This window comes from Variovorax sp. 160MFSha2.1, assembly GCF_048305075.1.
GTDB lineage: Bacteria > Pseudomonadota > Gammaproteobacteria > Burkholderiales > Burkholderiaceae_C > Variovorax > Variovorax guangxiensis.
The window spans coordinates 5598215-5624847 of sequence record NZ_CP157624.1; the positions used below are offsets into that span (position 1 = coordinate 5598215).

The 26633-nt window shown below is 64.8% G+C and carries 31 protein-coding genes and 1 pseudogene; 17 read left to right on the top strand and 15 right to left on the bottom strand.

Features of this window, described 5'->3' with window-relative positions; all coding sequences use genetic code 11:
- Positions 1 to 14 precede the first annotated feature (14 nt).
- Positions 15 to 1007, bottom strand: a complete 993-nt coding sequence (locus tag ABL838_RS25620) for a Bug family tripartite tricarboxylate transporter substrate binding protein (protein WP_418122500.1) — start codon at positions 1005 to 1007, stop codon at positions 15 to 17.
- Between the two features lie 168 nt (positions 1008 to 1175).
- On the opposite strand from ABL838_RS25620, the gene ABL838_RS25625 reads away from it, so the two are divergent.
- The gene (locus ABL838_RS25625) at positions 1176 to 2090 is read left to right on the top strand and encodes a LysR family transcriptional regulator (RefSeq protein ID WP_126025010.1); all 915 of its coding nucleotides are present in this window, start codon (positions 1176 to 1178) and stop codon (positions 2088 to 2090) included.
- Positions 2091 to 2129: 39 nt separating this feature from the next.
- On the opposite strand, the gene ABL838_RS25630 is transcribed toward ABL838_RS25625, so the two are convergent.
- The 5 genes and pseudogenes from ABL838_RS25630 to ABL838_RS25650 form a co-directional block, all read right to left on the bottom strand.
- Entirely contained in the window at positions 2130 to 3371 is a 1242-nt protein-coding gene (locus tag ABL838_RS25630) for a dienelactone hydrolase family protein (RefSeq protein ID WP_418122502.1), read from the bottom strand.
- A gap of 46 nt (positions 3372 to 3417) precedes the next feature.
- The gene (locus ABL838_RS25635) at positions 3418 to 3918 is read right to left on the bottom strand and encodes a flavin reductase family protein (RefSeq protein WP_311737081.1); all 501 of its coding nucleotides are present in this window, start codon (positions 3916 to 3918) and stop codon (positions 3418 to 3420) included.
- Positions 3913 to 5151 (bottom strand): annotated as a pseudogene (locus ABL838_RS25640) (styrene monooxygenase/indole monooxygenase family protein); the annotation flags it as partial. The pseudogene ABL838_RS25640 and the gene ABL838_RS25635, both read right to left, overlap by 6 nt.
- Before the next feature lie 18 nt (positions 5152 to 5169).
- The gene (locus ABL838_RS25645) at positions 5170 to 6408 is read right to left on the bottom strand and encodes a styrene monooxygenase/indole monooxygenase family protein (RefSeq protein WP_418122504.1); all 1239 of its coding nucleotides are present in this window, start codon (positions 6406 to 6408) and stop codon (positions 5170 to 5172) included.
- A gap of 26 nt (positions 6409 to 6434) precedes the next feature.
- Complete coding sequence (locus ABL838_RS25650) at positions 6435 to 7226, bottom strand: SDR family oxidoreductase (RefSeq protein WP_184642248.1); 792 nt, start codon at positions 7224 to 7226, stop codon at positions 6435 to 6437.
- A gap of 214 nt (positions 7227 to 7440) precedes the next feature.
- On the opposite strand from ABL838_RS25650, the gene ABL838_RS25655 reads away from it, so the two are divergent.
- Positions 7441 to 8451, top strand: coding sequence for an AraC family transcriptional regulator (locus ABL838_RS25655; protein ID WP_418122506.1), 1011 nt, complete (start codon positions 7441 to 7443; stop codon positions 8449 to 8451).
- Between the two features lie 22 nt (positions 8452 to 8473).
- Here ABL838_RS25655 and ABL838_RS25660 read toward each other — a convergent pair whose 3' ends face one another.
- The 5 genes from ABL838_RS25660 to ABL838_RS25680 all read right to left on the bottom strand — a co-directional run bounded on the left by ABL838_RS25660 (position 8474) and on the right by ABL838_RS25680 (position 12207).
- The gene (locus tag ABL838_RS25660) at positions 8474 to 8833 is read right to left on the bottom strand and encodes a hypothetical protein (protein ID WP_019656468.1); all 360 of its coding nucleotides are present in this window, start codon (positions 8831 to 8833) and stop codon (positions 8474 to 8476) included.
- A 91-nt stretch (positions 8834 to 8924) separates the two neighbouring features.
- Positions 8925 to 9308 (bottom strand): roadblock/LC7 domain-containing protein, encoded by a 384-nt coding sequence (locus ABL838_RS25665; RefSeq protein WP_126025016.1) that lies wholly within the window; start codon positions 9306 to 9308, stop codon positions 8925 to 8927.
- 77 nt (positions 9309 to 9385) lie between these two features.
- Positions 9386 to 9904 carry a GTP-binding protein gene (locus tag ABL838_RS25670; protein ID WP_418122508.1) on the bottom strand — a complete coding sequence of 173 codons (519 nt, stop codon included), beginning with the start codon at positions 9902 to 9904 and terminating at the stop codon, positions 9386 to 9388.
- A 5-nt stretch (positions 9905 to 9909) separates the two neighbouring features.
- Positions 9910 to 10689, bottom strand: a complete 780-nt coding sequence (locus ABL838_RS25675) for a hypothetical protein (protein ID WP_418122509.1) — start codon at positions 10687 to 10689, stop codon at positions 9910 to 9912.
- Positions 10690 to 11463: 774 nt separating this feature from the next.
- Entirely contained in the window at positions 11464 to 12207 is a 744-nt protein-coding gene (locus ABL838_RS25680; protein ID WP_418122511.1) for an SOS response-associated peptidase, read from the bottom strand.
- 88 nt (positions 12208 to 12295) lie between these two features.
- Here ABL838_RS25680 and ABL838_RS25685 point away from each other — a divergent pair, with 88 nt between their 5' ends.
- Genes ABL838_RS25685 through ABL838_RS25695 form a run of 3 tightly spaced genes read left to right on the top strand, consistent with a single transcriptional unit; the run spans position 12296 to position 13303 of the window.
- A complete protein-coding gene (locus ABL838_RS25685) occupies positions 12296 to 12703 on the top strand; it encodes a hypothetical protein (RefSeq protein WP_418122513.1) in 408 nt (135 codons plus the stop codon).
- Positions 12704 to 12723: 20 nt separating this feature from the next.
- Complete coding sequence (locus tag ABL838_RS25690) at positions 12724 to 12948, top strand: hypothetical protein (protein WP_418122514.1); 225 nt, start codon at positions 12724 to 12726, stop codon at positions 12946 to 12948.
- Positions 12949 to 12955: 7 nt separating this feature from the next.
- The gene (locus ABL838_RS25695; RefSeq protein ID WP_418122516.1) at positions 12956 to 13303 is read left to right on the top strand and encodes a hypothetical protein; all 348 of its coding nucleotides are present in this window, start codon (positions 12956 to 12958) and stop codon (positions 13301 to 13303) included.
- A gap of 101 nt (positions 13304 to 13404) precedes the next feature.
- Here ABL838_RS25695 and ABL838_RS25700 read toward each other — a convergent pair whose 3' ends face one another.
- From ABL838_RS25700 to ABL838_RS25715, 4 genes are all read right to left on the bottom strand, one after another.
- Positions 13405 to 14118 (bottom strand): hypothetical protein, encoded by a 714-nt coding sequence (locus ABL838_RS25700; RefSeq protein WP_418122517.1) that lies wholly within the window; start codon positions 14116 to 14118, stop codon positions 13405 to 13407.
- Positions 14119 to 14264: 146 nt separating this feature from the next.
- Positions 14265 to 15287, bottom strand: a complete 1023-nt coding sequence (locus ABL838_RS25705; RefSeq protein WP_418122519.1) for a hypothetical protein — start codon at positions 15285 to 15287, stop codon at positions 14265 to 14267.
- A 593-nt stretch (positions 15288 to 15880) separates the two neighbouring features.
- Entirely contained in the window at positions 15881 to 16945 is a 1065-nt protein-coding gene (locus ABL838_RS25710; RefSeq protein ID WP_418122520.1) for a phage portal protein, read from the bottom strand.
- Positions 16942 to 18693: a terminase large subunit domain-containing protein gene (locus ABL838_RS25715; RefSeq protein ID WP_418125912.1), complete on the bottom strand. Its 1752-nt coding sequence runs from the start codon at positions 18691 to 18693 to the stop codon at positions 16942 to 16944. The genes ABL838_RS25710 and ABL838_RS25715 overlap by 4 nt, the downstream gene beginning before the upstream one ends.
- A gap of 324 nt (positions 18694 to 19017) precedes the next feature.
- On the opposite strand from ABL838_RS25715, the gene ABL838_RS25720 reads away from it, so the two are divergent.
- The 12 genes from ABL838_RS25720 to ABL838_RS25775 all read left to right on the top strand — a co-directional run bounded on the left by ABL838_RS25720 (position 19018) and on the right by ABL838_RS25775 (position 26625).
- The gene (locus tag ABL838_RS25720; protein WP_418122522.1) at positions 19018 to 19860 is read left to right on the top strand and encodes a GPO family capsid scaffolding protein; all 843 of its coding nucleotides are present in this window, start codon (positions 19018 to 19020) and stop codon (positions 19858 to 19860) included.
- Between the two features lie 57 nt (positions 19861 to 19917).
- A complete protein-coding gene (locus tag ABL838_RS25725; RefSeq protein WP_418122523.1) occupies positions 19918 to 20937 on the top strand; it encodes a phage major capsid protein, P2 family in 1020 nt (339 codons plus the stop codon).
- A 78-nt stretch (positions 20938 to 21015) separates the two neighbouring features.
- Positions 21016 to 21936, top strand: coding sequence for a phage terminase small subunit (gene gpM, locus ABL838_RS25730; protein WP_418122525.1), 921 nt, complete (start codon positions 21016 to 21018; stop codon positions 21934 to 21936).
- 124 nt (positions 21937 to 22060) lie between these two features.
- Positions 22061 to 22558: a head completion/stabilization protein gene (locus tag ABL838_RS25735; RefSeq protein ID WP_418122526.1), complete on the top strand. Its 498-nt coding sequence runs from the start codon at positions 22061 to 22063 to the stop codon at positions 22556 to 22558.
- A 2-nt stretch (positions 22559 to 22560) separates the two neighbouring features.
- Complete coding sequence (locus ABL838_RS25740; RefSeq protein WP_418122528.1) at positions 22561 to 22773, top strand: tail protein X; 213 nt, start codon at positions 22561 to 22563, stop codon at positions 22771 to 22773.
- Between the two features lie 41 nt (positions 22774 to 22814).
- Positions 22815 to 23324, top strand: a complete 510-nt coding sequence (locus ABL838_RS25745; protein ID WP_418122529.1) for a hypothetical protein — start codon at positions 22815 to 22817, stop codon at positions 23322 to 23324.
- Between the two features lie 7 nt (positions 23325 to 23331).
- Positions 23332 to 23952 (top strand): glycoside hydrolase family 19 protein, encoded by a 621-nt coding sequence (locus ABL838_RS25750; protein ID WP_418122531.1) that lies wholly within the window; start codon positions 23332 to 23334, stop codon positions 23950 to 23952.
- On the top strand, positions 23949 to 24473 hold the full coding sequence (locus tag ABL838_RS25755; protein WP_418122533.1) for a hypothetical protein: 525 nt from the start codon (positions 23949 to 23951) through the stop codon (positions 24471 to 24473). Before ABL838_RS25750 ends, ABL838_RS25755 begins: the two co-directional genes overlap by 4 nt.
- Positions 24474 to 24476: 3 nt before the next feature.
- A complete protein-coding gene (locus ABL838_RS25760; RefSeq protein ID WP_418122536.1) occupies positions 24477 to 24962 on the top strand; it encodes a phage tail protein in 486 nt (161 codons plus the stop codon).
- A 2-nt stretch (positions 24963 to 24964) separates the two neighbouring features.
- Positions 24965 to 25435 carry a phage virion morphogenesis protein gene (locus tag ABL838_RS25765; RefSeq protein ID WP_418122537.1) on the top strand — a complete coding sequence of 157 codons (471 nt, stop codon included), beginning with the start codon at positions 24965 to 24967 and terminating at the stop codon, positions 25433 to 25435.
- Between the two features lie 93 nt (positions 25436 to 25528).
- Complete coding sequence (locus tag ABL838_RS25770; RefSeq protein ID WP_418122539.1) at positions 25529 to 26284, top strand: phage baseplate assembly protein V; 756 nt, start codon at positions 25529 to 25531, stop codon at positions 26282 to 26284.
- The gene (locus ABL838_RS25775) at positions 26281 to 26625 is read left to right on the top strand and encodes a GPW/gp25 family protein (protein ID WP_418122542.1); all 345 of its coding nucleotides are present in this window, start codon (positions 26281 to 26283) and stop codon (positions 26623 to 26625) included. The genes ABL838_RS25770 and ABL838_RS25775 overlap by 4 nt, the downstream gene beginning before the upstream one ends.
- The last annotated feature ends 8 nt before the right edge of the window (positions 26626 to 26633 follow it).

Sequence of the window (26633 nt, forward strand, 5' to 3'; positions counted from 1 at the left end):
GGTGGAGTGCCAAGTCAATCTGCAGTGATGTTGGCTCTTGCGGCGACGGCCCGCATGATGGGCAGTTCGCGGTTGATGAGCTCCACGCCCGCCGCGGCGCTGCTGTAGCTCGGCTCGAGCCCCGCGGCCAGCAGCTTGCTCTTCGTTTCCGGGTCGGCGATGGTCGCGGCCAGGGCCTTCTCCAGCTTCGCCTTCACGTCGGCGGGCACGCCCTTCGGCGCGGCCAGCATGAGCCAGGAATCCATCTCGACCTCGGGGTATCCGCTCTCGGCGAAGGTGGGCACATCGGGCAGCAGCGCCGAGCGCTTCGCGGTGGTCAGCGCGATGGCCTTGATCTTTCCGCTCTTGAGCTGCGGGACAGCCGCGCTCACGGTGTCGATGCTGAACGGGATCTGGCCGCCCATCAGGTCGGTCATGGCCGGTGCGCTGCCCTTGTAGGGCACATGCGTCATCTTCAGGCCGGTGGCATGCAGCACGGTTTCGCCCGCGAACTGCGCGGTGGTGCCGGTGCCGAAGGAGCCGTACGAGTATTTGCCCGGCGCGGCTTTCACGTAGTCGACGAACTGCTTCACCGTCTGCACCGGCACTTCGCTGTTCGCCAGAAGGATCAGCGCGACGCGCCCGGCGATGCCGATGGGCTCGAAGCTCTTCACCGGATCGTAGGGCAGGTTGCTGCGGATCGCGGGGTTGACGGTGAAGGTGGAGCCCGAGCTCAGCAGCAGCGTGTAGCCATCGGGCGCGGACTTGGCCACGTAGCTCGCGCCGACCACCGTGCCGGCGCCGCCGCGGTTCTCGATCACCACCGGCTGGCCCAGTTCCTTGCCCAGGCGCTGCGCGATCACGCGGCCGTTGACGTCGGTGGCTCCGCCGGGCGGGAAAGGAATCACCAGCGTGACCGGCCGTACGGGAAACCCCGTCTCGGCAGCGAGCGACGCCAGCGGTACGGCGCCAAGTCCAAGGCTGCAGCAAAGCAATGCGATGCGCGCCACGAGCGGGAGACGGTTCATCGGGACTCCTGGAATATCGACTGGAAGACGAGGTTCAGCGGGGTTCAGGGTGCAGACGGGCCGATCCTAGGAGCGTCATGACGGTGTCACAAGCGCAATGTTTAGAATTCTGCGTTGCCGAATCGGCAATCGACAGCATCCATCCAGACCACGTGCAGGAGCAAATCCATGGCGCCTCGTGCCTTGCAGGAAACCGCGGTGCGCTACTTTCTCGAGGTCGTGAAGACCGGCTCGGTGAAGGAAGCCGCGGTCAAGCTCAACGTCGCGCCCTCGGCCGTGAGCCGGCAGGTGGCGCGGCTCGAACGCGAGCTCGACACCCTGCTCTTCGAGCGCCATGCGCGCGGCATGGTGCCCAACGCTGCGGGCGAGCTGCTGGCGGCGCACGCCAAGCGCGCGCAGCAGGACATCGAGCGCGTCGCCAACGAGATCGCCGGCCTGCGCGGACTACGCAGCGGCCATGTGCGCGTGGCGAGCACCGAGGGCTTCGCCTTCGACTTCATTCCCCGGCTGATCGCGCAGTTCCGCCTCAAGCACGCGGGCATCCGCTTTCACCTGGAGGTGTGTGCGCCCGCCGACATCTCGCGGCTGGTGCGCGATGGCGAAACCGACGTGGGTATCACCCTCAGCGCCCTGCCCGAGCCAGGCATCGAGGTCGAGCTGCGGCACCCGAGCCCCATCCTTGCGGTGATGGCGATGGACCATCCGCTCGCGCAGCAGCGGCAGCTGTCGCTTCGCCAGGTGGTGGCCTATCCGCTGGGGCTGCCGCAGGAAGACAGCTCCATCCGCCGGCTGCTCGATGCCAGCTGCTCGCGGCAGGAGCTGCGCTACGAGCTGGCCATGTCCAGCAACCATGCGAACTCGCTGCTGAGCTTCGCGGCCGCGGGCGGCGGCAGCATCGCCTTCTACGGGCCGCTGTCGATCCGCACGCTGCTGCAGAGCAAGGCGCTGGTCGCCATTGCGCTGAAGGACCGCGAGATGCACGAGCGGCATCTCGCCATCGAGACCATGGCGGGCCGCTCGCTGCCCGATGCAGCGAAGGCCTTCGTGCGCTTCCTGGTGGATGCGGTGAAGGCCTCGGGCTGAGCGTTCAGCGCTCAGCGCTCAGCGCTCAGCGCTCAGCGCTCAGCGCTCCATCAGCGTATTCGACGGCAGCGTCTCGTCGAGCAGCTTGCGCGCCGTCTCGATGCCGGCCACCGGCAGCAGCTTCGGGTCGAGCAAGCCCACCTGCACCAGCACGCTGGCCTGGTCCCAGTAGATGTGCTCGTGATAGAGCTTGTCGCCGCGGAACTTGATGACCGCGAGCAGCGGAATCTCCACGCGCTTGCCGGTGGGCGCCACGCCCGGCAGCATCCACGGGATCTCGGTGGTGTGGGTGAAGCAGAACAGCATCTCGTCGACCACCTGCGTGGCGCCGATGGTGCGCGAGATCGGCACCAGCGAGGTGTCGGGCGGGTTGCTGTTGACGAAGTGGTTCGAATAGAAGGCGTGCAGGTTCCTGTAGCCCACGCCGCCGGTCATGGTCGGGATGTGGTTGACGTAGGGCTCGGCCACCATGGTGCTCATGGTGTCGTCGACGTTGCGCGTGCCGAACTCGTACTCGCAGTGCTTGTCCCAAAGCGCCGAAAGGTCGTAGTGCGGGCCGATGGCGTCCTTCAGCGTGGCGATGCTGCGCTCGTGCGCCATCAGCGCCGAGGGCTTGTGGTAGTGCTCGCCGCCCAGGCGAGCGAAGGCGTGGTCCATGCCCGGGTACACGTGCAGCGAGACGCCGGGGCGGCCCTTGAGCGCCGCGACGATGCGGTCGCGCGCCTCGGGCGGGCAGAACTTGTCGAGCTCTGCGATGTGCAGCGTGAGCGGGCGCCTGATCTTGTCGGCCTCGTCGAGCGCGGCATCGATGCCCACGCCGTAGTAGCCCACGGCCACGTCCGCGTCGGTGCGGCAGGCCGCGAGGTAGGCCAGCTTGCCGCCGAGGCAGAAACCGAGCACGCCGACCTTGGCACCCTGCACTTCGGGGCGCTGGCGCAGGGCGGTGATGGCAGCCTGCATGTCCTCCATGCCCTTGGCCTCGTCGAAGCCCTGGTAGAAGCCGAAGGCGCGCTGCCAGTCCTCGGGCGAGTAGCCCAGCTCCACGTCGGGCTGCTGGCGCCAGAACAGGTCGGGCACGAGCACCACGTAGCCTTCTTCCGCGTAGTAGTCGGCCACCTCGCGCATCGTGGAGTTCACGCCGAAGATTTCCTGCGCGATGACCAGGCCAGGGCCGGTACCCGAGGCCGGCAGTGCGAGGTAGCCGCTGAAACTGCCGCTCGCGTCGGTGGCCTCGATGCGGATGCGTTGTGGTGCCGCTGCTTGAGGTGCTTTCTGCTGCATGTGTTTTGCTCCGTTCATGGGATGGTGGTTGATGCGGGCCGCGCGCTCATTGCATGCATTCCGGATGTCTTGTGGTCACCTGGTAGTAGCCCGAATGAAAGACCAGCGGCTCGCCGTCGAAGCGGTCGTAGCGCTCGACCTCGCCGATGAAGATGAGGTGGTCGCCGCCATCGTACTGCCTGACGTTGCGGCACACGAATCGCGCGATCACGCCGTTGAGCAGCGGCACGCCGGACGTGCCCTCGCAGCACTCCACGCCGCCGAACTTGTCCGCCTGCGGCGTCGAGAACTGCCGCGACAGGTGATGCTGGTTCGCCGCCAGCACGTTGATCGCGAAATGGCTCGCGCCGGTGAAGTCGGCCAGGCTCGGTGCCTGCCGCGCGAGGCTCCAGAGCACCAGCGGCGGATCGAGCGAGACCGAGGAGAACGAGTTGGCGGTCATGCCCACTCGGCGGCCGTCCATCGCGCGGGTGGTGATCACAGTGACGCCGGTGCTGAACTGCCCCAGCGCCTTGCGGAAGTCGCGCCGGTCGAAGCGGTCCACCACGGCCTCGCGCGCCCGATCTTCGAGAAAGCGATCCGCCTCGGCGGCATCGAACCACCAGGGCGCGAAGGCGCGCGGGTCGTCGAAGCCGTTGACCACGATGCTCGCGACCGCGGGCATGCTGGCGGCGCTCTGCAGCAGCTTCTGCAGATGAGGTTGGGGCGGCGCGAGCAGGCTGTTGGTCCAGCCTGTGGCCCAGCGGGCATAGCCTTCCCAGTAGCGGTCGAAGGTCTGCTGCATCCATGCGGCGTCGAAGGGCGCGTCACCGTGTTCGAGAATGCGCTTGAGGTAGATGTCGGCGCACTTGGCCGCGTTGTTGGAGCCCTGTCCGGTGATCGGATCGTTGAGCACCACCGCGTCGGCCAGGCCCAGAACCTTGCGGCCCGACGGCAGCCGCGCCACCGGCTTGCGCACCGTGGGCGTGAAGCGGCCCGAGAGGATGCCGTTGTCGTCGGTCAGCTCGATGTCGCGGCAACGCTCGGCCTCCCAGGGCAGGAAGGTTTCCAGGATCCACTTGCTGCGGGCAAGGTGCTGCTGCGGTGTCTTCACGTCGGCCCAGCAGTCCATCGGGCCGCCAGGCACGCCTTCGAACACCATGATCTCGCACGGCCCCGTGGTCGTCAGCGCCGGAAACACGAAGTACTCGCCCACGCCGGGAATCAGGTTGAAGCACACCGCCGATTGCGACGCGCGCGGCTTCATGCCCTTCACGTAGGTCAGCGCCAATGCGCGCTGCGGCTGCTCGTACGGGGAGCGCTCGTCGTCGCGCTCGAAGAGCCTGGAGATCTCGCCCTTGCCGCTCGCGACGACCACGAGGTCGTTCATCCGCGCGCAGGTCTCCAGGTCGTCGATGCCCATGTCCTGCAGCACCAGCCGGCCGCCGCGCCTCTCGAACTCGGCCATCCACGCGGGAATCTTGAGCCGCTGGTCGACCGACTGCGCGGGGCCGTCGAGCTTCGCGCTCCATTCGATGGCCTTGCCGCCCTCCGGATTGCGCACCGCGATGCCGATGCCCTCCACCGGCGGACACTCGTCCGCCCACCAGTCCAGTCCCAACTCGCGCTCGGTCTGCAGCGCGGTCTCGAACATGCACTGGCTGGACATCACCGGCCCTTCGCCGATCTCCTGCGCGCTGCGGTTGGAGAAGACCGTCACCTCGAACCCCGAGCGCTGCAGGCCCAGGGCGAGCTGCATGCCGGACTGGCCGGCGCCGACGATGGCCACGCGTCGCTTCATGATGGGCTCCGCTCCAGGCTATGCGACGGCGGCGCAGGTGTCGATGAAGCGCTGCGCCTCGGTCGGGTCCGCGAACCAAGGGAAGTAGGTGCGCGGATCGTCGAAGCCGTTGGCGAATGCGCTGGCCAGCGGCGGCATCGCACCGGCCGCGCCGAGCAGGTTGAGCACGTGGGGCGGCGGCGGTGCCAGCAGCATGTTGGTCCACTGCGAGACCCATTGCGCGTAGCCGAACCAGTAGCGGTCGAAGGTCTGCTGCATCCAGGCCGCGTCGGCCGGGCCGTCGCCGCGCGCGAGGATGCTCCTGAGGTAGGTGTCCGCGCACTTGGCCGCGTTGTTCGAGCCCTGCCCCGTGATCGGATCGTTGAGCACCACCACGTCGGCCAGGCCCAGGACCTTGCGCCCCGATGGCAGGGTTGCCACCGGCTTGCGCACCGTGGGCGCGAAGCGGCCCGCGAGGATGCCGTTGTCGTCGGTCAGCTCGATGTCGTGGCAGCGCTCGGCCTCCCACGGCGTGAAGGTGTCGAGGATCCACTTGCTGCGCGCCAGATGTTCCTCGGGCGTCTTCACGTCGGCCCAGCAGTCCATCGGGCCGCCGGGCACGCCTTCGAACACCATGATCTCGCACGGGCCCGTGGTCGTCAGTGCCGGGAACACGAAGTACTCGCCCACGCCGGGAATCAGGTTGAAGCACACCGCCGAGTGCGGCTCGCGCGGCTTCATGCCCTTCACGTAGGTCAGCGCCAGTGCACGCTGCGGCTTGTCGTAGGTGGATTTGTGAGCGTCGCGCTCGAAGAGCTTGGAGATTTCGCCCTTGCCGCTGGCCACCAGCGTGAGGTCGTGCGTCTGCGTGCAGGTCTCGAGCTCGTCGATGCCCGCATCCTTGAAGACGAGCTCGCCGCCCTTCTTCCGGAATTCGTCCATCCACGCCGGAATCTTCACGCGCTGGTCGACCGACTGTGCGCTCGAATTCAGCCGTGCCACCCAGTCGATGGCCTTGGAGCCCTTCTGCTCGGGATGCGGCACGGCCAGGCCGATGCCTTCCACCGTGGGGCACACGCTGCCCCAGTGGTCGAGCCCCAGGTCGCGCTCGATCTGCAGCGAGGTGTGGAACATGCACTGGCTCGACATGACCTTGCCCTGGCGGATGTCCTCGCCCGTGCGGTTGCTGAACATCGTGACCTCGTAGCCCGCGGCAAGCAGGCCCAGCCCCAGTTGCAGGCCCGACTGGCCCGCGCCGACGATTGCGATTCGCTTCATTGCCTTGCTCCTTGCTTGGTTGCTTGCTAGTCCATCAACTTGGGAATGGCCGGCACGGCCTGCTCGGGGCCCATGGCGGAGTAACCGCCGTCCACCGCATAGTCGGCGCCGGTCACGAAGCTCGCGTGGTCGGAGCACAGGAACAGCACCACCTGCGCCACCTCATCGGGGTCGCCGACGCGGCCCAGCAGGTGGAAGGGCGCGGCCACGCGGTCGGTCTTGGCGCGGTCGCCATTCGTGAGCTGGTTCATCACGGCCGACCAGGTCCAGCCCGGCGACACGCTGTTCACGCGGATGCGGTCGGGCGCGAGGTCCATCGCCATGTTGCGCGTGAGCTGCGCCATCGCGGCCTTGCTCACCGGATAGAGCCAGCGGCCCGTCTGCGCCACGCTCGACGAAATGCTCGTGAAATTGACCACCGCTCCGCCACCGGCCGCCACCATGTGCGGATGCACGGCCTGCAGCATCGCCACCGCGCTGGCCACGTTCACGTTGAACGAGGTGAGCCAGTCGGCGCGGGGCGACTTGAAGCCATCGTCCACGTAGGAGCACGCCAGGTTGACGAGAAAGTGCACGCCGCCGTGCCGCTCGGCTGCCTCAGCCACGCAGGCCTTCACCTGCGCGTCGTCCGTGATGTCGGTGCGCACGAAGCGCACGCCGGTGCCCAGCGAATCGGCCAGGGCCTGGCCGTTGCCGGCGTCGATGTCGGCGATGACGACCTTCACGCCCGCCGCATGCAGGGCGCGCACCACGCCCGCGCCTATCAGTGTGGAGCCACCGGTGACGATGGCGCTCTTGCCTTCGAGTCCCTTGAACATGACGCTTGCTCTCCTCGGTTGATCGGGCAGGCCCGGCTGGTGCCTGTGAAGCGAACGTTAGGGGCAAGGGTTGCCAGGACGAGTCCCGCAAACGCAGGCGCTGTCCCTGGCGCGCAGATTTCTGGGGAGACGGCTCTCGCGGGCTCCCGAGGGGAGGCCCGAATTGTGGGTAGGGATGGTTTTTGCTACGGTGCCCTGGCCCTGTACTCGCCCCATGGAAACCCTCACGACCCCACCGTTGCCGTTGCAGCGCTACCGGCTTTTCGAGAGCCACGACGTGGACGAGGCTCGTGAAAGCGTGGCCCGCATCTTCTGTCCGCACGGCCTCGTCATGCTCAGGCCGCGCACCACGCTGGACGCCTGCCACCACAGCGCGCGGCTGCACCGGGACGTGAGCCTCAACTACGTGCAGTACGGCCCCGGCGTGCAGATCGACCCGGGCTACCTGCAGGATTTCTTCCTGTTGCAGATTCCGTTGCGCGGCGGCGCCGAAATCCGCTGCGGCGCGCAGCAGATCGACGCCACGCCCCGCCTCGCATCGCTGCCCTCGCCCACCGAGCCGCTGTCGATGCGCTGGGCCGACGGCAGCCCGCACCTCATCGTGCGGCTGGCCCGTTCGGCGCTGCATTCGCGGCTGGAGTCGCTGCTGCAGGCGCCCCTCGGACGGCCGCTGGTGTTCGACCTCGGCGTGCCGCTGGACAGCCCCACGCTCGCGCCGCTGGTGCATTTCATCGACTACCTGCGGCTCACGCTCGACGCCGGCAACGGGCTGGAGGCCGGCGGCCCGCTGGCCGAGCATGCGGAGGCGTACCTGATCTCCAGCCTGCTGATGTCTGCCGGGCACAACCACTCGAAGGCCCTCGCCGGGGACAACCAGCGGCGCCTGCTGCCGCGCGTGGTCAGAAAGGCGCAGGAATACATGTCGGCGCATGCGGACCAGCCCCTGTCGCTCGCCGACGTCTGCCGCGAGGTCGGCTGCAGCGCACGCGCCCTGCAGCTGGCGTTTCGCCAGCATGCGGGTCAGGGGCCGATGGAGTTCCTGCGCGAGACGAGGCTCGACAGGGTGCGCACCGAGTTGCAGCGCACATCGGGCGGCGCCGCCGGAGCCGGCGTGCGCGAGGTGGCGCAGAAGTACGGCTTTCTCCACCTGGGGCACTTCGCGGCGCAGTACCGCGCGCGCTTCGGGGAGCGGCCCTCGGAGACGCGGGCTCCGCGCCCCTGCTGACCGCGCGCCCCCTGGGCGTGGATCAGACCGCCAGCGTCTGCTCCACGTCCTGCGTCTTGCGGCGCGCGAGCGCGAGGTTCGACTTCGACTTGTCGAGCACCAGGTAGATAAACAGGCCTTCGTGCTTCTGCAGCGGGCGAATGATGTGGTACTGGCGCCCCAGGGTGATCAGGATGTCCTCGATCACGTCGTTCAGGCCCAGTGCACGCATCGTCTTGTGCTTGGCGCGCACCACTTCGGTATTGCCGGCGGCGGCGACTTCCAGGTCGACGCCCGAACCGATCTGCCCAAGGATCATGCCGCTGCCCGAATCGACCAGTGCCGCGCACAGTGCACCGTCGATCGTCATGAGTTCGTCCATGGATTGCTTGATGTTTGCCATCGGAGTCTTTCGTAGGTAGTCCATCGCCCTGATGATCGGCCGCCGCCCGGGCGAATGATGAGCGGCGGCCGCTTGTAAAAAGGCTGGGTGCTCAGGCTCGCTGTAGCGCGAGCGTGGCCTGCTTGGAGAAGTACAGCGCCTGGCCGATGACGGCGTCCTTGCCCGTCACCACGCTCACGATCAAACCCGCTTCCTCGTGGCGGGCCTGCAGCATCAGGATGTGGCCCAGCGCGGTTTCGATGGCGACGTTCTCGCACTGGCCGAGGCCGCTCTCCTCGCCCGCCACCGCGCCGAGCGCGGCCAGCGAGCTCGCGATGGCCGACATGCGCGCGACCTGCGCGGTGTTCTCGGCGCGCGCGGCGAGCTCCATGCCGTCCTCGGTGGCGATCACCACGGCCTTCACGCCCTTGATCTCGCGCATGAGCGTGTCCACGACGGTCTCGGCGGCGTCCTTGATGCGGGGTGCGATGTTCATGTGGGTGGGGTCCGGCGTTGCGGCAGGAAGAGAAGAAAAGGGAAGAACAGGAAAAAAGAAAGCAGTCCGGTGCTCGCTCAGGCTTCGAGCTGGATCAGCAGCAGATCTAGCAACTGCACCACCTGCTGCGGATCGGTCACGTTGGCGGGCAGCACGGGGCACAGCACGCCCTTGTCCTGCATGCGCTGGGAGTAGGCCTCCAGCCCGGGCTCGGGGTGCGTCTCCATGCGGCCCACCGCGACCACGCAGGCGGTCTTCTCGATGAGTTCGGCGAAGCCATCGAGATACACCTCGAGATCGGCCAGCGGATCGGGACGGCTGTTGTCGACCAGGACCACGAGGCCCAGCGCGCCGCGCGCCAGGATGCGCCACATGAAGTCGAAGCGCATCTGCCCGGGCGTGCCGTACAGGCGCAGCCTCTCGCCGTTGTCGAGCGTGAGCTCGCCGTAGTCCAGGCCGACGGTGGTGGTGGCCTTGGCGACCGAGGCGTCGTTGTTGCGCACCTCGGTGCGCACCGGTGGAATCTCGCTCACCGCGGCGATGGCGGTGGTCTTGCCCGCACCCATGGTGCCGGTGAAAAGAATCTTGTGCTCCACGCTGTTCAGGCCCTCGGTCCGGATGACAGCAGCCCCAGGCGGCTGCGGATGCGCGCGAGCAGTCCCGGCTCCACGGTGGCTCGCGGCGCGGAAGGTGCGGCGTGAGGCGCCTCGTTGCCGGTCGCGATGTGCGAATCGGGCCAGATCGACTCGGGCGCGCGGCTATTGGCGAAGCCGGTGGCCCCATGACCACCACCACTGCTCGCGACGAAGCCCGCGCGCTCGAGCGCGGAAATGAAATCCGCGCACTCCTGCGCGCTGGCGTTCGAGCGCTGCTGCAGCGCCTGCAGCGAGGCCGGACGACTCGCGAGCAGCGTGGCGAGCTTCATGCGCATGGTGGTGTCGAGCAGCGTCGACGAAGGCCAGCGCAGCAGCCGGTATTCCTCGCTGCGCGCGGCCTGCTCGTTGCGGCTGCGCGAAGCCGCGGCCAGCCCGAGTTCGCGGGCATGGACCACCATCGCGCCGAGGCGGTTGAGCATGGCCTCGAGCGCATCTGCATGCAGCGGCAGGCGCAGGAACGGGCCGCGCGAGGGGGGTGTGTCGCCGATGGTCAGCAACGGCACCGGGCGGTCGGCCGGGTCTACTTCAGGCGGCGCCGCAGCGAGCTTGTCGCCCACCACGCGGAGGTCGGCGTCCTCGACCTGCCAGGCCCAATGCTGATGGGTGCGATGGTCCAGCAGCCGAACCAGGGACTTGAAGAGCAGTTCGTCGCGGGCCGGCAGGCCCTCTACGCTGAAGCTCAACAGCGGCCGGCGGGCACGCGAGGCGGCGACCGGCGTGTTCATGGACAGCCCCGGGACAGGCATGCGACGGCCGAAGCTGGCCGCACCAAATTGGGGCTTTCTTGCGGCTTGAACTGCAATTCCGGAGCTCCCCATGATGAACATTCACAGGGCGACGCGACGTCTGCCCTGGACTGAATGCCTAAGTGTTATGAGAATGTTTCTGGGAAAATATAACATTCGTTGCAAATAAAAACACTAGATTACAGAACCCGACTGCGGCCTACGGGAATCGGTGGGGGAGAGAGGGTGTGATGAGAGGGCGACGGGATGCTCCCTCCGCGCGCAAGAGTCAGGACGCCGCGTCGATGCGGGAGCCTCGAAGCCAGCGACCGAGGGCGTTCGCATTGCCATGAGCACGAGCAAAAGGACGGCTGCGAGCTTCTCTCGACGACTCCGCAGTTCACGACCAGCGGGCTGTCGGTGGCCCTGATCTACGACGACGGCCAGCGGAATCTGCTGAACGAACAAGATCGTCGCCGACCAGAAACAGCGCGACCTGATTCGGCGCCGCTGAGGTCTCGCAACATGAAGCGCTCGGGCTGGAGGAGCGCGAAGACAGATGCCTCTTGCGGTGAAAAGACATCTGCCAATGAAAAAGTCCCGTCGCAGGAACTGCGCGGGACTTTTAAAAACTGCCAGAGATTGATCCTGGCGGAGAGTGTGTCCCCCAGTTAACTAAGACTGATGCGGGTTTTGAGACCTTCATTGCTTCTACCGGCCATCCTACCGGCCATTACGCTACTGCCGCGCCGCTAGAACTGGCCTGCACTGAACTCAGACCTCTACCAGTTCCTCTTCAGCTTCTGGCGCCCCATCATCAGAGGCCGGGCCGGCGTCGATCACGCCCACCGAGGGCAGCACTAGCATTTCGCGCGCCTCTTCAACGGTGCAGGTCAACCAACGATCGAAGTCGTGCTCTTCGAGCGGCACCACCGAACGCTTGTCGAAGATCTCCAGCCCAGTCGCTTTGTCAATCTCGATCCTGTGCATGCGCGACATCAGCGGGTGCAGGTTCGCGTTGATGGTCAGCATGGTGTAGCTGTCCCAGACCTCGCCGGTTTTCAGGTCGGTCCAGGTGTCCCACAGGCCTGCGATGCCCCAGGGCCTGCCGTCGGCGCGCTTGAAGCGCCACCACTGGTTCTTCCCGGACTCCCAGTTCGGCTCGTCGAAGCTGCTGGCCGGGATGATGCAGCGCTGGCCCTTCTTCCAGGCGCTGCCGTAGGTCGGCGATTTCTCCATGCGGTCGGTGCGCGCGTTGACCGTGCTCAGGCGCTTGCCCTTCACCTCGCCCTTGCGCGGCTTCGTCTGAGGGATGTTGGAGGTTGACCAGGGCGGAATCATCCCCCACTGCCCAACCGCCAGTTCCCGCTCGTACTCGGTCACGTCCCGCGCGCGGCGAATGAAAGGTCCCTTGCGAAGCGGATTCATGCTGCGCAGCCAACGCTCGGCGCTGCGGGCTCCGATGTACCAGGCCGCCTCGATCTCGCGGTCTTCGGGGGATATGTAACGAGTACACATGACTGACATTCTGCGTCGGGAAATCTGTTGACGGTCATAAACCCTGGGAAGATACTGTAAATCCATACAGTATTTTTAGGAGCTTGAAATGCCTGAAATCACCCCGCAGCCGGACTACGTCGCCTGGGCCTCACTCTTCGCCTCTGAGTGGCTGCTCCTGGCCAAAGGCCATGGCGACTACGAAGACCTGTTCTCCCAAGGCCTCGCGCTGTACCGGGTCGTCGGTGGCCAGCCTGCCCAAGAGATTGCCGCCGTCCACTTCAAGAGCTGCAGCTCCGATCACGAAGACCTCGTTCGCGACCCTGCGGGCGAGTTCGAGAAGCTGGCGACGCGCGCCGAGATCATCATGAATGGCGACAAGCTGGATCCTGCCCTGCAGGAATTCGCTTTCAATGTCGTCGAGCTGTGCGCCTCGACGGCCGACGGGTTCGGGCACCCGAAAAAGGGCAACGCTGGCGACCGCATCAGAGCGCTCTATGGACGCCTGCCCTTCTAGCCCTGCCCAGTGAGTACGTGATGGAAATTGAGGTTGAGCTGGTGGAAATGGCACGCAGGGCCGGTGAACTCGGCCCTGACGATCCGATGCGCCCCACCCTGCGTGATTTCGCCGATGAGGTCGCCGGGCGCTGTGCGCGCATCGGCGACCTGTATGGCGACTGGGACCGCAACGCCGGTGACCACATCCGCGCTGTGATGCATGAGCTGCCTGGGCTCATGCCCAGGCCTGCTGAGAAGCTTTGAGGCCAGCATGCGAGTGAAGATGCGCCGCCGTTATCGAGGCGGCACCAGACTCAGCAAGCGCGAATTCGTAGATCAGGAGTGGGTCTGCGGCATGCTGTTGCTGCAATCGGTGGAGGGCCGTTTGCAACTCGGGCTCTGGCACGCCCGACCAGGCGACCCCGTGCCGCCATTGGGAATCTTGTGGCGCCCCGAGATTGTTGCTTGCGCGAACGACACGATTAGCTTCGCCGGCGCAGAACATGTCTCAGGGCGCTGGTGCTATCAAGTGTGGTTTTGCGAATGTCATAACCTGCCCAGCTCGCTCTCCTTGGAGTTGTTAGCGCACGCGGCTGGAGAACATCATGATCCAGGTTGAAATCGCAAGATCTCAGGTACTCGTTTGCAATTCAAGTGACACCCGACGCGCGCCCCTCGACCAAGGCCTATTCAATTAGTACGACACGCAGCCACGACTTATTAAACGTGGTACTTCGCAGAAATAGTCTGAAGAGTCACAATCGCCAAAAAGCTCAAAATAACAGGATTTATCTTTCCAAAATACTCATCGGAATCAAGCATCTCATTGGCTGTTATATTTTCCCTCCCATCACCGGTACGCAGATGGAAGAACCTATTTCTTATGGTTATTAGGAATTCAGGAATATCAGAGAATTTAATCTCAACCTGATGAATTGCAGGATCTTTGCTCGAAAAATTGGAAAATCTATTGCAAGTCAAGTCGTAGTACGCAGCACCTCCTACGGCCGTCGAAAGTGAAACCTTTTGAACAACCTGCAATTTAAGGGGATCAATAAATTTACCCTTGCCAAGAAACTTTTTAAATAACCCAAGCTCGCCCTCGACATCGGCATTAAGAATCGCTTTGAGATCCTTAAATGTGCCTCGAAAATCGCTTTGCGTAGATGTGTAGAGCAAGGGGACCGAATAGGAGATTCTTTCTAGAATTCTATAAAGAAAGACGAAAGCACTTGTATTATTCCCTCGTGCCGCCTGAATATAGTAATTGAGAAATTCAGAAAGTATGTCTCTATAGAAATCTCGGTTGTCTGCGCGAGTCAGCTTTACAAAGCGAGCAACACTGCCGCCGACCGCATAACTCACAAGGAAATCTTTTACTGCGACCGCTGGGGTCTTAGTTTGGGTAGATGCCGGGAGCGAGGAATAATCCATAGACTGCTTAGCACGCGTACTCCCTCTAGACGCTGTTGCAGTTCCCAGAAGAAGTCGGACTAGCAAGTACTGGAATGAATGCTCGGCGTTTTTCGGAATATTTCCCAGGGCTCCGACGCTGGTACCGGATACTTGAACAAGCACGCTCAGATCCGATCAGAGATTCTATCCAGAAGTTCGAATTCATCCAGTTTACTTAGTGTCGCGTAATTTTGGAAAAAATAGGCAACTAATTCGCGACGAACCTTGCCAAGGTTAACTTTACTAACGTTGATCGAAGAGAACGCTTGCTCGAAGTTATTAAGAGACTCCGCAATACTGTTAACTTTTACGGACTTCAGACCGGCGGCCGATGATTTTGCACCAACACAAAATCCGATAAAATTATTCTGAACTCTAATCCAATCACGCAAATCGTCCGACTTGCTGAACTTGTTGACCAGTTCAACGACATCCATGAACTCAACATTACTAGTAGGGATGTCTGAATCAATGATTTTCGAGGCGATCAGCTCGTCCATCTTTTCTTCAATAATTTTTTGATTGTCAATATTGACTGATCCACTCAAATAGGCAACATAGCCTTTTACGAAATCAGCCTTCTTGAACGACTCTGGCGCGCGAACCCGGCCCTTGCCCTTTTCGGCAACAAGTTTTAAATCGATTCCATCAAAATCAAAAAATGCATCGGCCAACACATCAATTTGATGCCGCGCCGACATTGGCTTCTGCCCGTTGTTGAGCGTTATCATCCGATAAAGCAACCTGTCTCGGGAGCTTGCGATGACGAAGTTCACATGTATGGCCCGATTAAAATCAAAGCCATCTCGCTCACAAGCGCGACGCAAAGTGTTCAAGCGCTGTATGCCATCCAAAACGAATGCATTCTCGATATTCTTGGAGATAAATTCCTCGATATCGGAGGGACTTCTTTTTTTGGCGGGAAACGAATGAATCAGCGCAATGGTGATCGGCGGCATCACGCAGCCTCGCACGATGTCATCCTCGAGACGATTATAAAATTTTGTATTTAATGCATCTCGCTGAATATCCAAACGGCCGATTAGCGGAACAAAATTATCAAGCGCGAATTGATATTGAGTCGATGCGGTAACAACAAAACCATCAATTACGGTATCTGTGTCTAACCTATAAAAATCAAGACTCATATGCTTTTTGATTAACTTTCAACAATTTTCTGATGTTAGCGGCCATGGCATACATGGTCAAAGCACGAAAGTAGACGGCTGCCAGCGGGTCGCCGTATACGACAAAGCTGGCTGATCAGTGCGGCTACGGGTAGCGCGTGAGCGTGATGATGCCTCGTGCTGCGGATACATACACCCGAATCGGCATCGCAAGATGATCCGCTGCTCCCCGAGAGCGTTGATTCGCCTGAGGCAACTCCCATGGGCCTCAGGGGTCCCTCTTCCCCGCACATACAAGCCCAGAACACGTAAAAACGGGAAACCGTAAGGGGGCCCCACATCATCATGGGGCCCATGCAGGCACAGGATCAGTATCAAGGAACATGAGCTCGTAAAAACCGCTACCCAAAGCGCGCGGGCTCGGTGGGGGCTAGACCGCGCGCCAGGGGGCACGGGTGGCCCGCGGACCGCGGCCGGCGGAGGTCGAGGCAGGAAGGCTGCGCCAAGGCGCCAGGAAGGGCCGCAATGGGCCGAAGCGGCGCGCGGCAGGGCACGGAGACACCGGGACGAAAAAAAGGGCGCTATGCGCGCCCTTGGGTCTGTGTGATGAGGGTTCAGGCTGCCGCGGCAGTCCCCGGCGTGTCGATGAACCGCACCAGTTCCTCCCCTGCCCACTCGTTGAGTTCGCGAAAGCGCTGCATCAGAGGCCGGATCTCGTTGTCGATGAACACCCCCAGAGCTTCCGGCGCATTGCCGAACCCACCGGCGTTAGTCGGCACGATGCCCAGCAAGCCCGGCGGCACGCGGTGGGCGGCGAGCACGTCGTCCTTGCTCACATTCTTGATAGCCGCGAAGTCGTCCTTTGCTGCCACCTCGCTGACCGGAATCAGCTTCAAGCCATCGGACTTGCCACCAGGCGCATGCAGGAACAGATTCCGGAAGTTGCCCGGCCCCTTCGCTCCCTTCAGCGCCTCACGCAACGCGTCCGCATCGGTGGTGCTGACCTGGGCATCCGACAGGTACAGGATGAAGCCCGCGTGCGAGCCGTTCGCGTAGTACTTGCGCCGGAACATCGTGGCTGACTCGTTGAGCCAGGCCGACTGCAGCGCGCTGATGTACTCGGGCAGACCATAGACCTCCTGATTGACGTCGTCCTCGCGAAGATGGAAGACCGAACCGGCGGGGAACTCATGCTCCTGATGCCAGCCACGCACGAAAAAGTAGCGGCCCGCCTCTTCCCCGCGCCGCGTGAATTTGGCCAGCGCATGCTGCAGCGCCAGAGGCCGGCCGGTGACGGCACGCGGCTGCTCGACGTAGGCATTGCCGAACACCAGAAAATCCAGCGCCATCGCGCCGAACGTCGCGCTCGACAGCCGCGGGTGCGGGATGAACATCGTCTTCAGCAGGTTGCGCTTCAGGAAGATCGCGGAGCCATGGTGCGGCGACGCCCGGAACGCGCTCGCCAGCCCTTCCCATGGAAGCGGTGGCTCGTACCAACGGCCGTTGAACATGCTCTCGACATAGTCGAGCAACTGGATGCGACTCACCGGCTCGGGATCGCCGAAGCTGAAGGCCGCGACGGCACCACCGCCAGGCTGTGTCATCAGGTCTGCACCAGCGTCGGCCAGCGGCACGGCGTGCGTCGATCGATGGGCCAGGTTGCCCTTGCGTTTGCTCATCCAAAAATCTCCATGCGAGAGCCGCCGCCGACGACGTCGCCGGCGAGTGTTTCGTTATCGAGCGCGTGCATCGTTGCCCACGCAAGATCCGCGTGTCCTGTCTCTTCCGAGCGGCCCGAGTCGTAGGTCACATTCCGGCCGCTGGCCGTGAGCACGCGTTTGATGGCCATGAACGACGCCGCGATGTCAGTCCACCCTGCATCGAATTCGAGCCTGCCCTTGTGAATCACCTGCTGCGCCTTCAGCACGAGGCGTTGCTTCACCTCGATGCTGTACTGGTAGCCCTTCACCTGGGGGAAGAACTTCTCCACGATCTGGAACACGCCGGCGCCAAGGCCCGTCTTGTCGATCCCGATATGCACGACGTTGTATTGCTGGGTGACACGCCGGATCGCCTCGGCCTGGGCCTCGAAGTCCGAGCCCTTGAACTGCTCGCGGTGCAGGATGCGGAACTTGCCGCCGGGCACTCGCGGCGGCGCGACAACCACCAGCGCAGCCGCATCACCCTTGTCCGAAGGGTCATAGCCAAGCCACACAGGGTGATGCGCATAGGGCCGAAGCCATAGTGGCTTGACGTCGCTCCACGTCTCCCAGCTGTCGACCATGCAGGCCTGCATCTGTGCCAGCGTGAACAGCGAAAGACTGTCGTCGATGAATTGGCACATGAACAGGTTCGCGAACTCGTCGACGCTGTATTCCTCGCGCAGCTCGGCAATGTCGAAGAGATCGAAGCCCAGCGCGACCGCGTCTTCCACCGTGACGATGTCGCGCCACTTCCGGTCGAGGCCCAGCGCGCCGCCGCGCAGCGCCCTGTGCGTCGTGTCGATGCGGACATGGTCTTTCTTCGCGCGGCCCTTGTTCCTGTCGTCGCCGGTCCAGAAGCCATAGGCCTCGTGCGACATCGCCGACGGCGTCGAAAAATACGTCTTGCGCCAGTGCTTGTGCGAGGCCATCGCGCTCGCCAGCTTGTTGATCGTGCGAAAGCGCGGAACCCAGAAGAACTCGTCGAAGTAGAAGTCGCCGTGATACGACTGGGCCGTCATCGCGTTCGTGCCCAGGAAGATCAGCTCGGCGCCGTTCCAAAGCTTGATGTTCTCGCCCTTCAGCTCGACGTCGACCTCCTTGGCGAAGTCCACGATGTAGCTGCGGAACTGATGCGCCTGCGCCTTCGAGGCTGACAGAAAGAGCTTGTTGCGCCCCTCCTTCGCGGCCGACAGCAGCGCCTCGCGCGAGAAATAGAACGTCGCACCGATCTGCCGCGACTTGAGAATCGCGCGCAGCCGCTGGTACTGCTGATCGAACCACGTCTGATGGAACGGGAAGTTCGATTCGCGCAGCTTCGATTCGAGCAGTGCGATCTGGTCCTCGCTGAACTCGTTGCGTTTGGGCTTGCGCTTCGGCGCTGCGTTGCGCGCCGCAATGTTCGGATTCAGGTCGCCTTCGCGCCCGGTCTGCTGGTACTTCTCGACGCGGGCCGTGCGCTCCAGCTGACGGCCCAGCAGGTCGATCTCCTTGTAGTCGCCGCCGGTCTTCTCGGTCTTCAGGATCAGCTGGATGAGCCGCACTTCGAGCGCGCCGTTCACTCGGTCGAGCGGCTGCGCGTCATCCCACTTGTCGGCCTCCTTCCAGCCGTAGACCGTCGACGCCGGCACGCCCAGGTGCTCGGCGATCTGCTTGACCTTCCAGCCCGTCCACGCGAGGAACCGGGCCGCGGTGCGGGGTTGCGCCTGCGGCGTCAACGTGGCAATCTGGCCCGTCGCAGTGCTTGCAACGCTGCCGACATCGGCGACAGGCGCCGCCGCTTTGGCGACGTTCGAAGCCCGTCCACGCTTGTGCGACGCGGACTTCTTCGCAGCGACAGAAATAGTCCGGCGAGTGCGGCCGGACGCAGCGGATTTCAGGGGCATGCCGCCGAGATTGCCCGCGCGCGCGAAGCATCGCCACCACGTCCAACAGTGCCCGCCACTGCCACATGCGCAGCGGCTTGAGAGCGGACGTACGCGCCGACACCATTGGCTCACCGCATCGCGAACACCACGCGATTCCCCGTTCAACCAGCAGTGAGCCTCCCCATGTCCACACCCGCAAAGAAGCCGGTCTCCAAGTTCTTCCGCGTAGCTGTCGAAGGCGCGACCAGCGACGGCCGTGTCATCGACCGCGCAATGCTGGAACAGATCGCCGCCAGCTACGACCCGAACCTCTATGGCGCCCGCGTCAACATCGAGCACATGCGCGGCTACAGCCCGAACAGCGACTTTCGCGCTTATGGTGATGTCACCGCTGTAAAGACGGGCGAGGTCGAGATCGGCGGCGTCAAGAAGCTCGCCCTCTTCGCGCAGATCTCCCCCACCGATGAGCTGGTCGACCTCAACAAGAAGCGCCAGAAGATCTATTCATCGATGGAAGTCCGGCCGCGCTTCGCCGACAGCGAAAAGGCCTATCTCGTCGGCCTGGCCGTCACCGACAACCCCGCCAGCCTCGGCACCGAAATGCTGGAGTTCGCGGCCAAGAACCCGAACTCCAACCCCTTCGCCGCGCGCAAGGAAAAGCCCGACGACCTCTTCACGGCCGCCGAAGAGTTCACCCTCGAACTCGAGGACGCACCCGACGAAGGCGCCCTGGCCAAGTTCCGCGCGGCCGTCGCGGGCGCCCTGGCGAAGTTCGGCGCGAAGACCGCCACCGACGACGCGCGCTTCGCCGCCATCGCGGAAGGCTTCGAGCAGATCGGCGACGCCTTCGCGGCCCACGTCACCGCCACCGAACAGAAGCTGTCCGCTCGCGACAAGACCATCGGCGACCTGCAGGCCACCGTGGCCGACCTGAAGGCCAAGTACTCGGTCCTCGACACCACGCCCAGCGGCACCACTCGCCCGCTGGCCACCGGCGGCCACGGCACCACGAAGACCGACTGCTGAGCCACGTCGACCCACCGCAAGCACCTCATCCGCAACACCACACAGGCAGCACACACCATGCGCAAAGAAACCCGCCAGGCCCTCGACGCCTACTTCGGCCAGCTGGCCACCCTCAACGAAGTCGCCAGCGTCGTTCAGAAATTCAATGTCGTGCCGCGCGTGCAGCAGACCCTTGAAGCGAAGATGCAGGAGTCGAGTGCGTTTCTGCAGCGCATCAACATCATCGGCGTCACCGAGCAGATCGCCGCAAAGGTCGGCGTCGGCGTCACCGGCCCGGTGGCCAGCCGCACCGACACCAGCGGCAATCTCACGCGCAAGCCGCGCAACGTCGCGGCGCTCGACGACAACCAATACCGTTGCGTGCAGACCAACTTCGACACGGCCATCCGCTATGCGCAGCTTGACGCCTGGGCCGGCTTCCCCAACTTCCAGACGCTGCTGCGCGACGCGATCCTGCGGCGTCAGGCGCTGGACCGCATCTGCATCGGCTTCAACGGCACCAGCATCGCCGCCACCACGGACCTCGCCGCAAACCCGCTGCTGCAGGACGTGAACAAGGGCTGGCTGCAGCAGATGCGTGAGCACGCCCCGGAGAACGTGCTCGCCGCGGGCGGCAAGCAGGCCGGCAAGGTCATCGTCGGCCCCGACAAGGCGACCAGCGACTACGCCAACCTCGACGCCGTGGTCTACGACGCCGTCACGATGCTCGACCCGTGGAATCAGGAAGACCCGGACCTCGTGGCCGTGGTCGGTCGCGGCCTGATGCACGACAAGTACTTCCCGCTCGTCAACAAGGACCAGCCGCCGACCGAATCGCTCGCGGCCGACATCGTCATCAGCCAGAAGCGCGTGGGCGGCCTGCAGGCCGTCACCGTGCCATTCTTCCCGGCAGGCACGGTGCTGGTTACCAAGCTGAGCAACCTGTCGATGTACTGGCAGCGCGATGCGCGCCGCCGCAACATCAAGGACGTGCCCGAGCGCGACCAGATCGAGAACTACGAGTCTTCCAACGACGCCTATGTCGTCGAGGACTACGGCAGCGCCGCCCTCGTGGAACACATCGAGATCGTCGACTAAGCCCGCGCCAAAAGTCTGACGAAAGACCGCGCGGGCCCGCCCGGCCCGCGCCCTCCTCCACCAGCCCGGAACATCACCATGCGCCCACTCAGCCCCGCACAGCGTCACCGCGCGCGCGTCCTGCAAGAACAGGCCCAGGCCGCCAGCCCCTACGGCGTCGAGCTGCAGGGCGACGCCTACGGCCTCATGCGCGTCAAGCTCTCGCAGGACAAGACACGCCTGTCGCAGATCCAGTCGCACGAGCGACGCGCCGAAATGAAGGCCCGGCTGCTGCCGGAGTACTTCGACTGGATCTATACATCGATCGACACAGGCAAGGGCGCGGTGGATCAGGTGCTCACCACTGTGATGGTGTGGGCGTTCGACGCTGGCGCCTACCGCCTGGGCCTGGACATCGCGGCCTATGTCATCCGCCATCGCATGGCCATGGCCGACGACTACAGGCGCAGCCCGGCCGCCATCGTGATCGACGAACTGGCCAATGCCTACCTGAAGGGCCAATGGTCGCCCCTGTTCGTGCTGCTCGATGCCGAGAACGTGCGGCATCTGGCGCCCGTGCCACTCGACGATGACCCCGCCCGCGCACGGGCGCAAGCGGCAGCGCTGCTCATCGAGGCCGACACCTTGACGGCCGAGCAGGACGCGCCCGATCAGGCGCGCGCCAAGCTGCACAAGGCCATCGCCTACGCGGCGCTCGGCAAGGTGCAAACGGCAGAAGAGCCCGACCTGTCCGCAATCGAACCGGGGGCGCTGTCGCTGGCCCTCGCGCGCCTGCAGCGCGCCCTGGAGCTGGACAGCAATGCCGGCGTGAAAAAGGACATCGAGCGCGTCGAGCGAGCGCTCAACAAGGCCGGCGCGAACGTCGACCCGAAAGCCGAGGCGGCGACCACCGCCCCACCCGAACAACCCGCTACGGCCTCGCTGGCCAGCAGCCGCAAGAACGCGGCGCCGGCGAGGAAGTCGACGGCGCCCGCGCGCAAGCGCGCCGCCGCGAAGTAGCGCAACCGAGCACCCCCGCGTGCCGGGCGGCCCGTGGCGCTGCGTGAAAGGCTGATTCCTCACCACAACGCGCCACGGCCACCGCCCACCTATTCCAAGCCAGACCTCAAGCCCGAGACCGACCATGTCCCTCATCGCGGCAGCCCCGCCCCTCGTGCGCACCACGCCGCCCAGCGACCCCGCGCCGCTGGGCAAGGTCTCCGCGGGCGCATGGTGGCCCGAGATCGACCTCGCGGCCCTGCGCGACGCCATGCGCCTCGACGGCACCATCACGCCCCAACGCCTGCTGCCGGCCGTGCAGGAAGCGGTCGCGGCCACCATCGGCCAGCTCGCCGACTGGGCGAAGAGTCGCGAGGAAGATGGCCACGCCTCGCTGGCCGCCGTACCCGCCCTGAAGGTCGATGGCGAGTCGATCAACGTGCAGCGCTTCCGCCGCGCCGTGCACTGCCATGCGAAGGCCAATCTGATCGAGCGCTACAGCGACTACGACACCACGGGACGCGAGCGCCGCAAGGATCAGGACGAAGCGCGCGAAGACCAGGCCGAACATCACCGCCGGGATGCCACATGGGCCGTGCGCGACATCCTGGGCGTCTCGCGTACCACCGTCGAGCTGATCTAGCCATGCCCCGAACCGTTGTCACCCAGCAGCACGACACGGTGGATCTGCTGTGCCTGCGCCACCTCGGCGCAACCGCGGGCGTCACCGAGGCAACGTACCGAATGAATCCCGGCCTCGCGGACCTGGGGCCGATCTTGCCGATCGGCCTCGCCGTCGTGCTGCCGGACCTCCCCGCCAATGCTGCTCGCGTCGACACCGTGCAGCTCTGGGACTAGGAGACATCACCATGCCCACTTCAACCCTACGACACCACACCATGACCGAGCCCACCACCACCGCCGCAGCTGCCGGCACCGCTGCAGGCTACAAGCTGGCCTTGCTTTCGCTGCCCGTCATTGCCAGCCTGATCGCCTTCTGGCTCGGCATCCGCTTCGTGCCACTGCGTCCCGGCCAGGCGTGGGACGACCTCATCAATCGCGTCATGGGTTGCCTGGCCAGCTCCTTCATCCTGGGCACCATCGCCCTCGTGCTGCTCATGCAGCACAAGCCCGACGTCTTCACCGCCGGCGCCGCGCTCGCCCGGCTCGCCACCTTCCCGCCCGAGGCCGGCTTCTTCGTCATCACGGGCTGCGTGTTCGTGCTCTGCAGCATCCCCGGTCCGTGGATCGTGGCCGCGGTCTTCCTCTGGCTGGAGCGCCGCAAGGATCGCGACATCGGCGAACTCGCCGCCGAGATCCGCGCCGGGATCGGCGCCCCGCGCGTGCCGGCTCCCGTGGTCGCCACGCCAGAGCAATCGGCCACCGCTGACACCATCGCCAAGACCTGAAGTCGCCATGCTCACCCTGCCACAGCTCATTGCCGCCGGCATCACACCGACCGTCGCGCGCGTCCTGCTTCCACACCTGATCGTCGCGTTCGATCGCTTCGAGATCGACACGCCTCGGCGAATGGCCGCCTTCGTCGGCCAGTACAGCCACGAAACCAGCGGTTTCACCCGCCTGGAAGAAAACCTCTACTACAGCGACCCGGCACGCATCGCGCAGATGTTCTCCGCGCTGCGCGAGGTGGAGAAGGCGCGAGCTTTCACGCGCCAGCCCAAGGCGCTCGCGAACAGGGTCTATGCCAACCGGAACGGCAACGGCAGCGAGGCCAGCGGCGACGGGTGGAACTACCGCGGCCGCGGCCTCCCGCACCTGACCGGCCGCGGCAACTATCGGGCGGCAGGATCTGCCATGGGCCTGCCGCTCGAACAGAACCCGGACCGAGTCGCAGAGCCGGAAGCCGCTGTGCTGGTCGGTGCGTGGTACTGGAAGGCCAATGGCCTCAACGCCCTCGCCGACCGATGGCAGCTCGATGCCATCACGCGCGGGATCAACGGCGCGGCGATGGCCGGCCGCGCCGACCGCGTCGAGCGGTGCAACCGAGCGCTCGACGCCATGCTGTCCACGTCATGAAAGCCGCGCTGATCGCCATCGCCGCCGCGGTGCTGATCGCCGCCGCCTCGGCCCTGCCCGCCTACTGGTTAGGAGACAGCCACGGCGCAGCGCGTGTGCAGCAGGCCTGGGACAACGACACCAAGGGCCGAGCCACTGCCGCTCTCGAAGAGACCAACACCTCCCGAACCAAGGAACAAGGCCATGCCAACAGCGTCACCCGCGCCGTCGACGACTTCCAAGCCGCGCAAGCGCCTGCTGCTGCCTACGGCGCTGCTCGCATCGCTGATGCTGAGCGCCTGCAGCGCGCCGCCGAAGGGCGTGCCGCTCAGTACCTCGCTATGTCCAAGGCCGGCGCAGCTGAGCGCGACCGTCTTGCAAGCCATGCGGCCCGACTCGACGCCAGCCTTGCAGAGGGTCGACGCGTGGCTGAACAGCTCCGCGCTGATCTTGTCGACCGCGACCAGCGAATCGGGCTCCTGGCCGACATCATCCGTGCCGATCGCTCCCTCTTCGAGCCCGGCGAGTCCGCCAAGCACTGACCCATGAAGAAGCCGCAGCTGCTGCGCGACCACATCACCCGCGCCTGCCCAGAGCTGGCCACCAACCCGGAAAAGCTCACGGTCTTCATCGAGCGCGGCAACGTCGTCCACACGGGCACGCCGGCCCTTTCCTTCGAGTACCGGTACACGCTGAATATCGTCGTGACAGACTGGAACGGCAGCACCGACGTGATCGTCGTACCTGTCGTAGCGTGGCTCAAGCGCAATCAGCCCGACATCTTCGAGAACCCCGAGCGGCGCGCGAAGGCCTTCCGCTTCGAGGTCGAGATCATCGATCACGCCACGTCCGACATCGGCTTCGAGATCGACCTGACCGAGACCGTCGCCGTCCAAGGCGGCACCGTCGACGGCATCAACCGGCTCACGACCCGACACATCGGCGAGCCCGTGCTCGCGGGTGCCGAGCCCGTCGAATCGCTTCTCGACCTCCAGGCGGAGTGGCGCATCCACCCGCTGGACGAAGGCTGATCGTGGCCGACGCGCTCAACCGCCTGGCGAACTGGGCTGCTCCGCTGATGGCCGGGCTTTCGCCCGAGCGCCGGCGCGCGGCCATGGTGCAGATCTCGACCTACCTGCGCCGCAGCCAGGCGGAACGCATCGGAGCGCAGCTCAACGCAGACGGCACGCCCTACGAGCCCAGGAAGCCGCGCAAGCAGCTGCGCAACAAGAAAGGCGAGATCCGCCGCAAGATGTTCGAAAGGCTGCGCACCGCGCAGTACCTGCGCAAGGCTGCGACGGCCGAGAGCGCCACGGTCACCATCGGCGGGAAGTCCGCGCGCATCGCGCGCGTGCACCAGCGCGGCCTGCGCGACAAGGTCGATTGGCGCAAGCCGAACAGCCCTACCGTGCAGTATCCGAAGCGCGAGCTGCTGGGCTTCACACCCGCGGACGAAGACGCCGTGACCGAGATCCTGCTGCACCACGTCACCGCCAGCGGCTGACGCTTGAGGGCGCCGCGCAACGCCCTTCAGTGCCCACCGCATGCACCGTCGCGTTCGCTCGCGCACGCGAGAGCATTTCGGCACATTGGGCGCATGCCCGGACCAACCGAATCGCCGCAACTCTTTGCCGACCTGCAACGCCAGATGGCGAACGTCGTGCGCATGGGCACCATCGCCGATGTTGACCACAGCGCCACCCCGCCGCTCGTGCGCGTACAGCTCACCGAGAAGGGCAGCACCGACTGGCGGCCCTACGTCGAGCTGCGCGCAGGCAAGACCGGCACATGGAACCCGCCGACCGTTGGCGAGTGCGTCCTGTTCCTCTCCCCCAACGGAATGACCGAGGGCGGCTACGCGCTGCCGGGCCTGCCCACCGAGAGCCACCCGGCGCCCAGCTCCGACCCAAACAAGACCGTCACGAAGTACCCCGACGGCGCTGTCGTGGAGTACGACCACGCCGCCCACAAGCTCAAGGTCACGCTGCCCGCCGCCGGCACCGCTGATATCGAGGTTCCCGACGCGATCACCGTGAAATGCAAGACGGCCGACGTGACGGCCAGTGAGAGCGCAAAAGTGCACTCGCAGGAGATCACCCTCGACGCACCGAAGACCATCACCACGGGCGAGCTCGTCGTACAGGGCCTGCTGACCTGGCTGTCCGGGATGGAAGGCTACGGCGTCGGCCCAAGCGGCCGGGGCGCACAGATCGACTGCGACGTCGAGTTCATCAATGGCCACGGCGTGAAGACCGATGGCGGCGACATCGTCGCCGGCGACATCAGCCTGCTGGAACACCGCACATCCGGTGTGCACGGCGGCGATGAGATCAGCGGGAAGCCCGTGCCATGAGCGGAATCTCCAAGACCACCGGCAAAGTGCTCTCGCGCCGGGATCACATCGCGCAGTCCATCAATGACATCCTGACGACGCCCATCCGCACGCGCCTGATGCGCCGCAACTACGGCAGCTACCTGCCGCAGATGGTCGACCACCCAGCCACCGCGGCGAATCGCCTTCGCCTCATCGCGGCGACCGCCCAGGCCATCATGAAGTGGGAACCACGCACCCGGCTGCTGAGCGTGCACGTCGGGTTCACCGCACAGGGCAAGTGCCAGCTGCACATCGTGCGTCGCGATACCAACAGCATCGACAGCACCACTTTCACCGTCACCGTTGCGGGAGGCGCATGAGCCTGGAC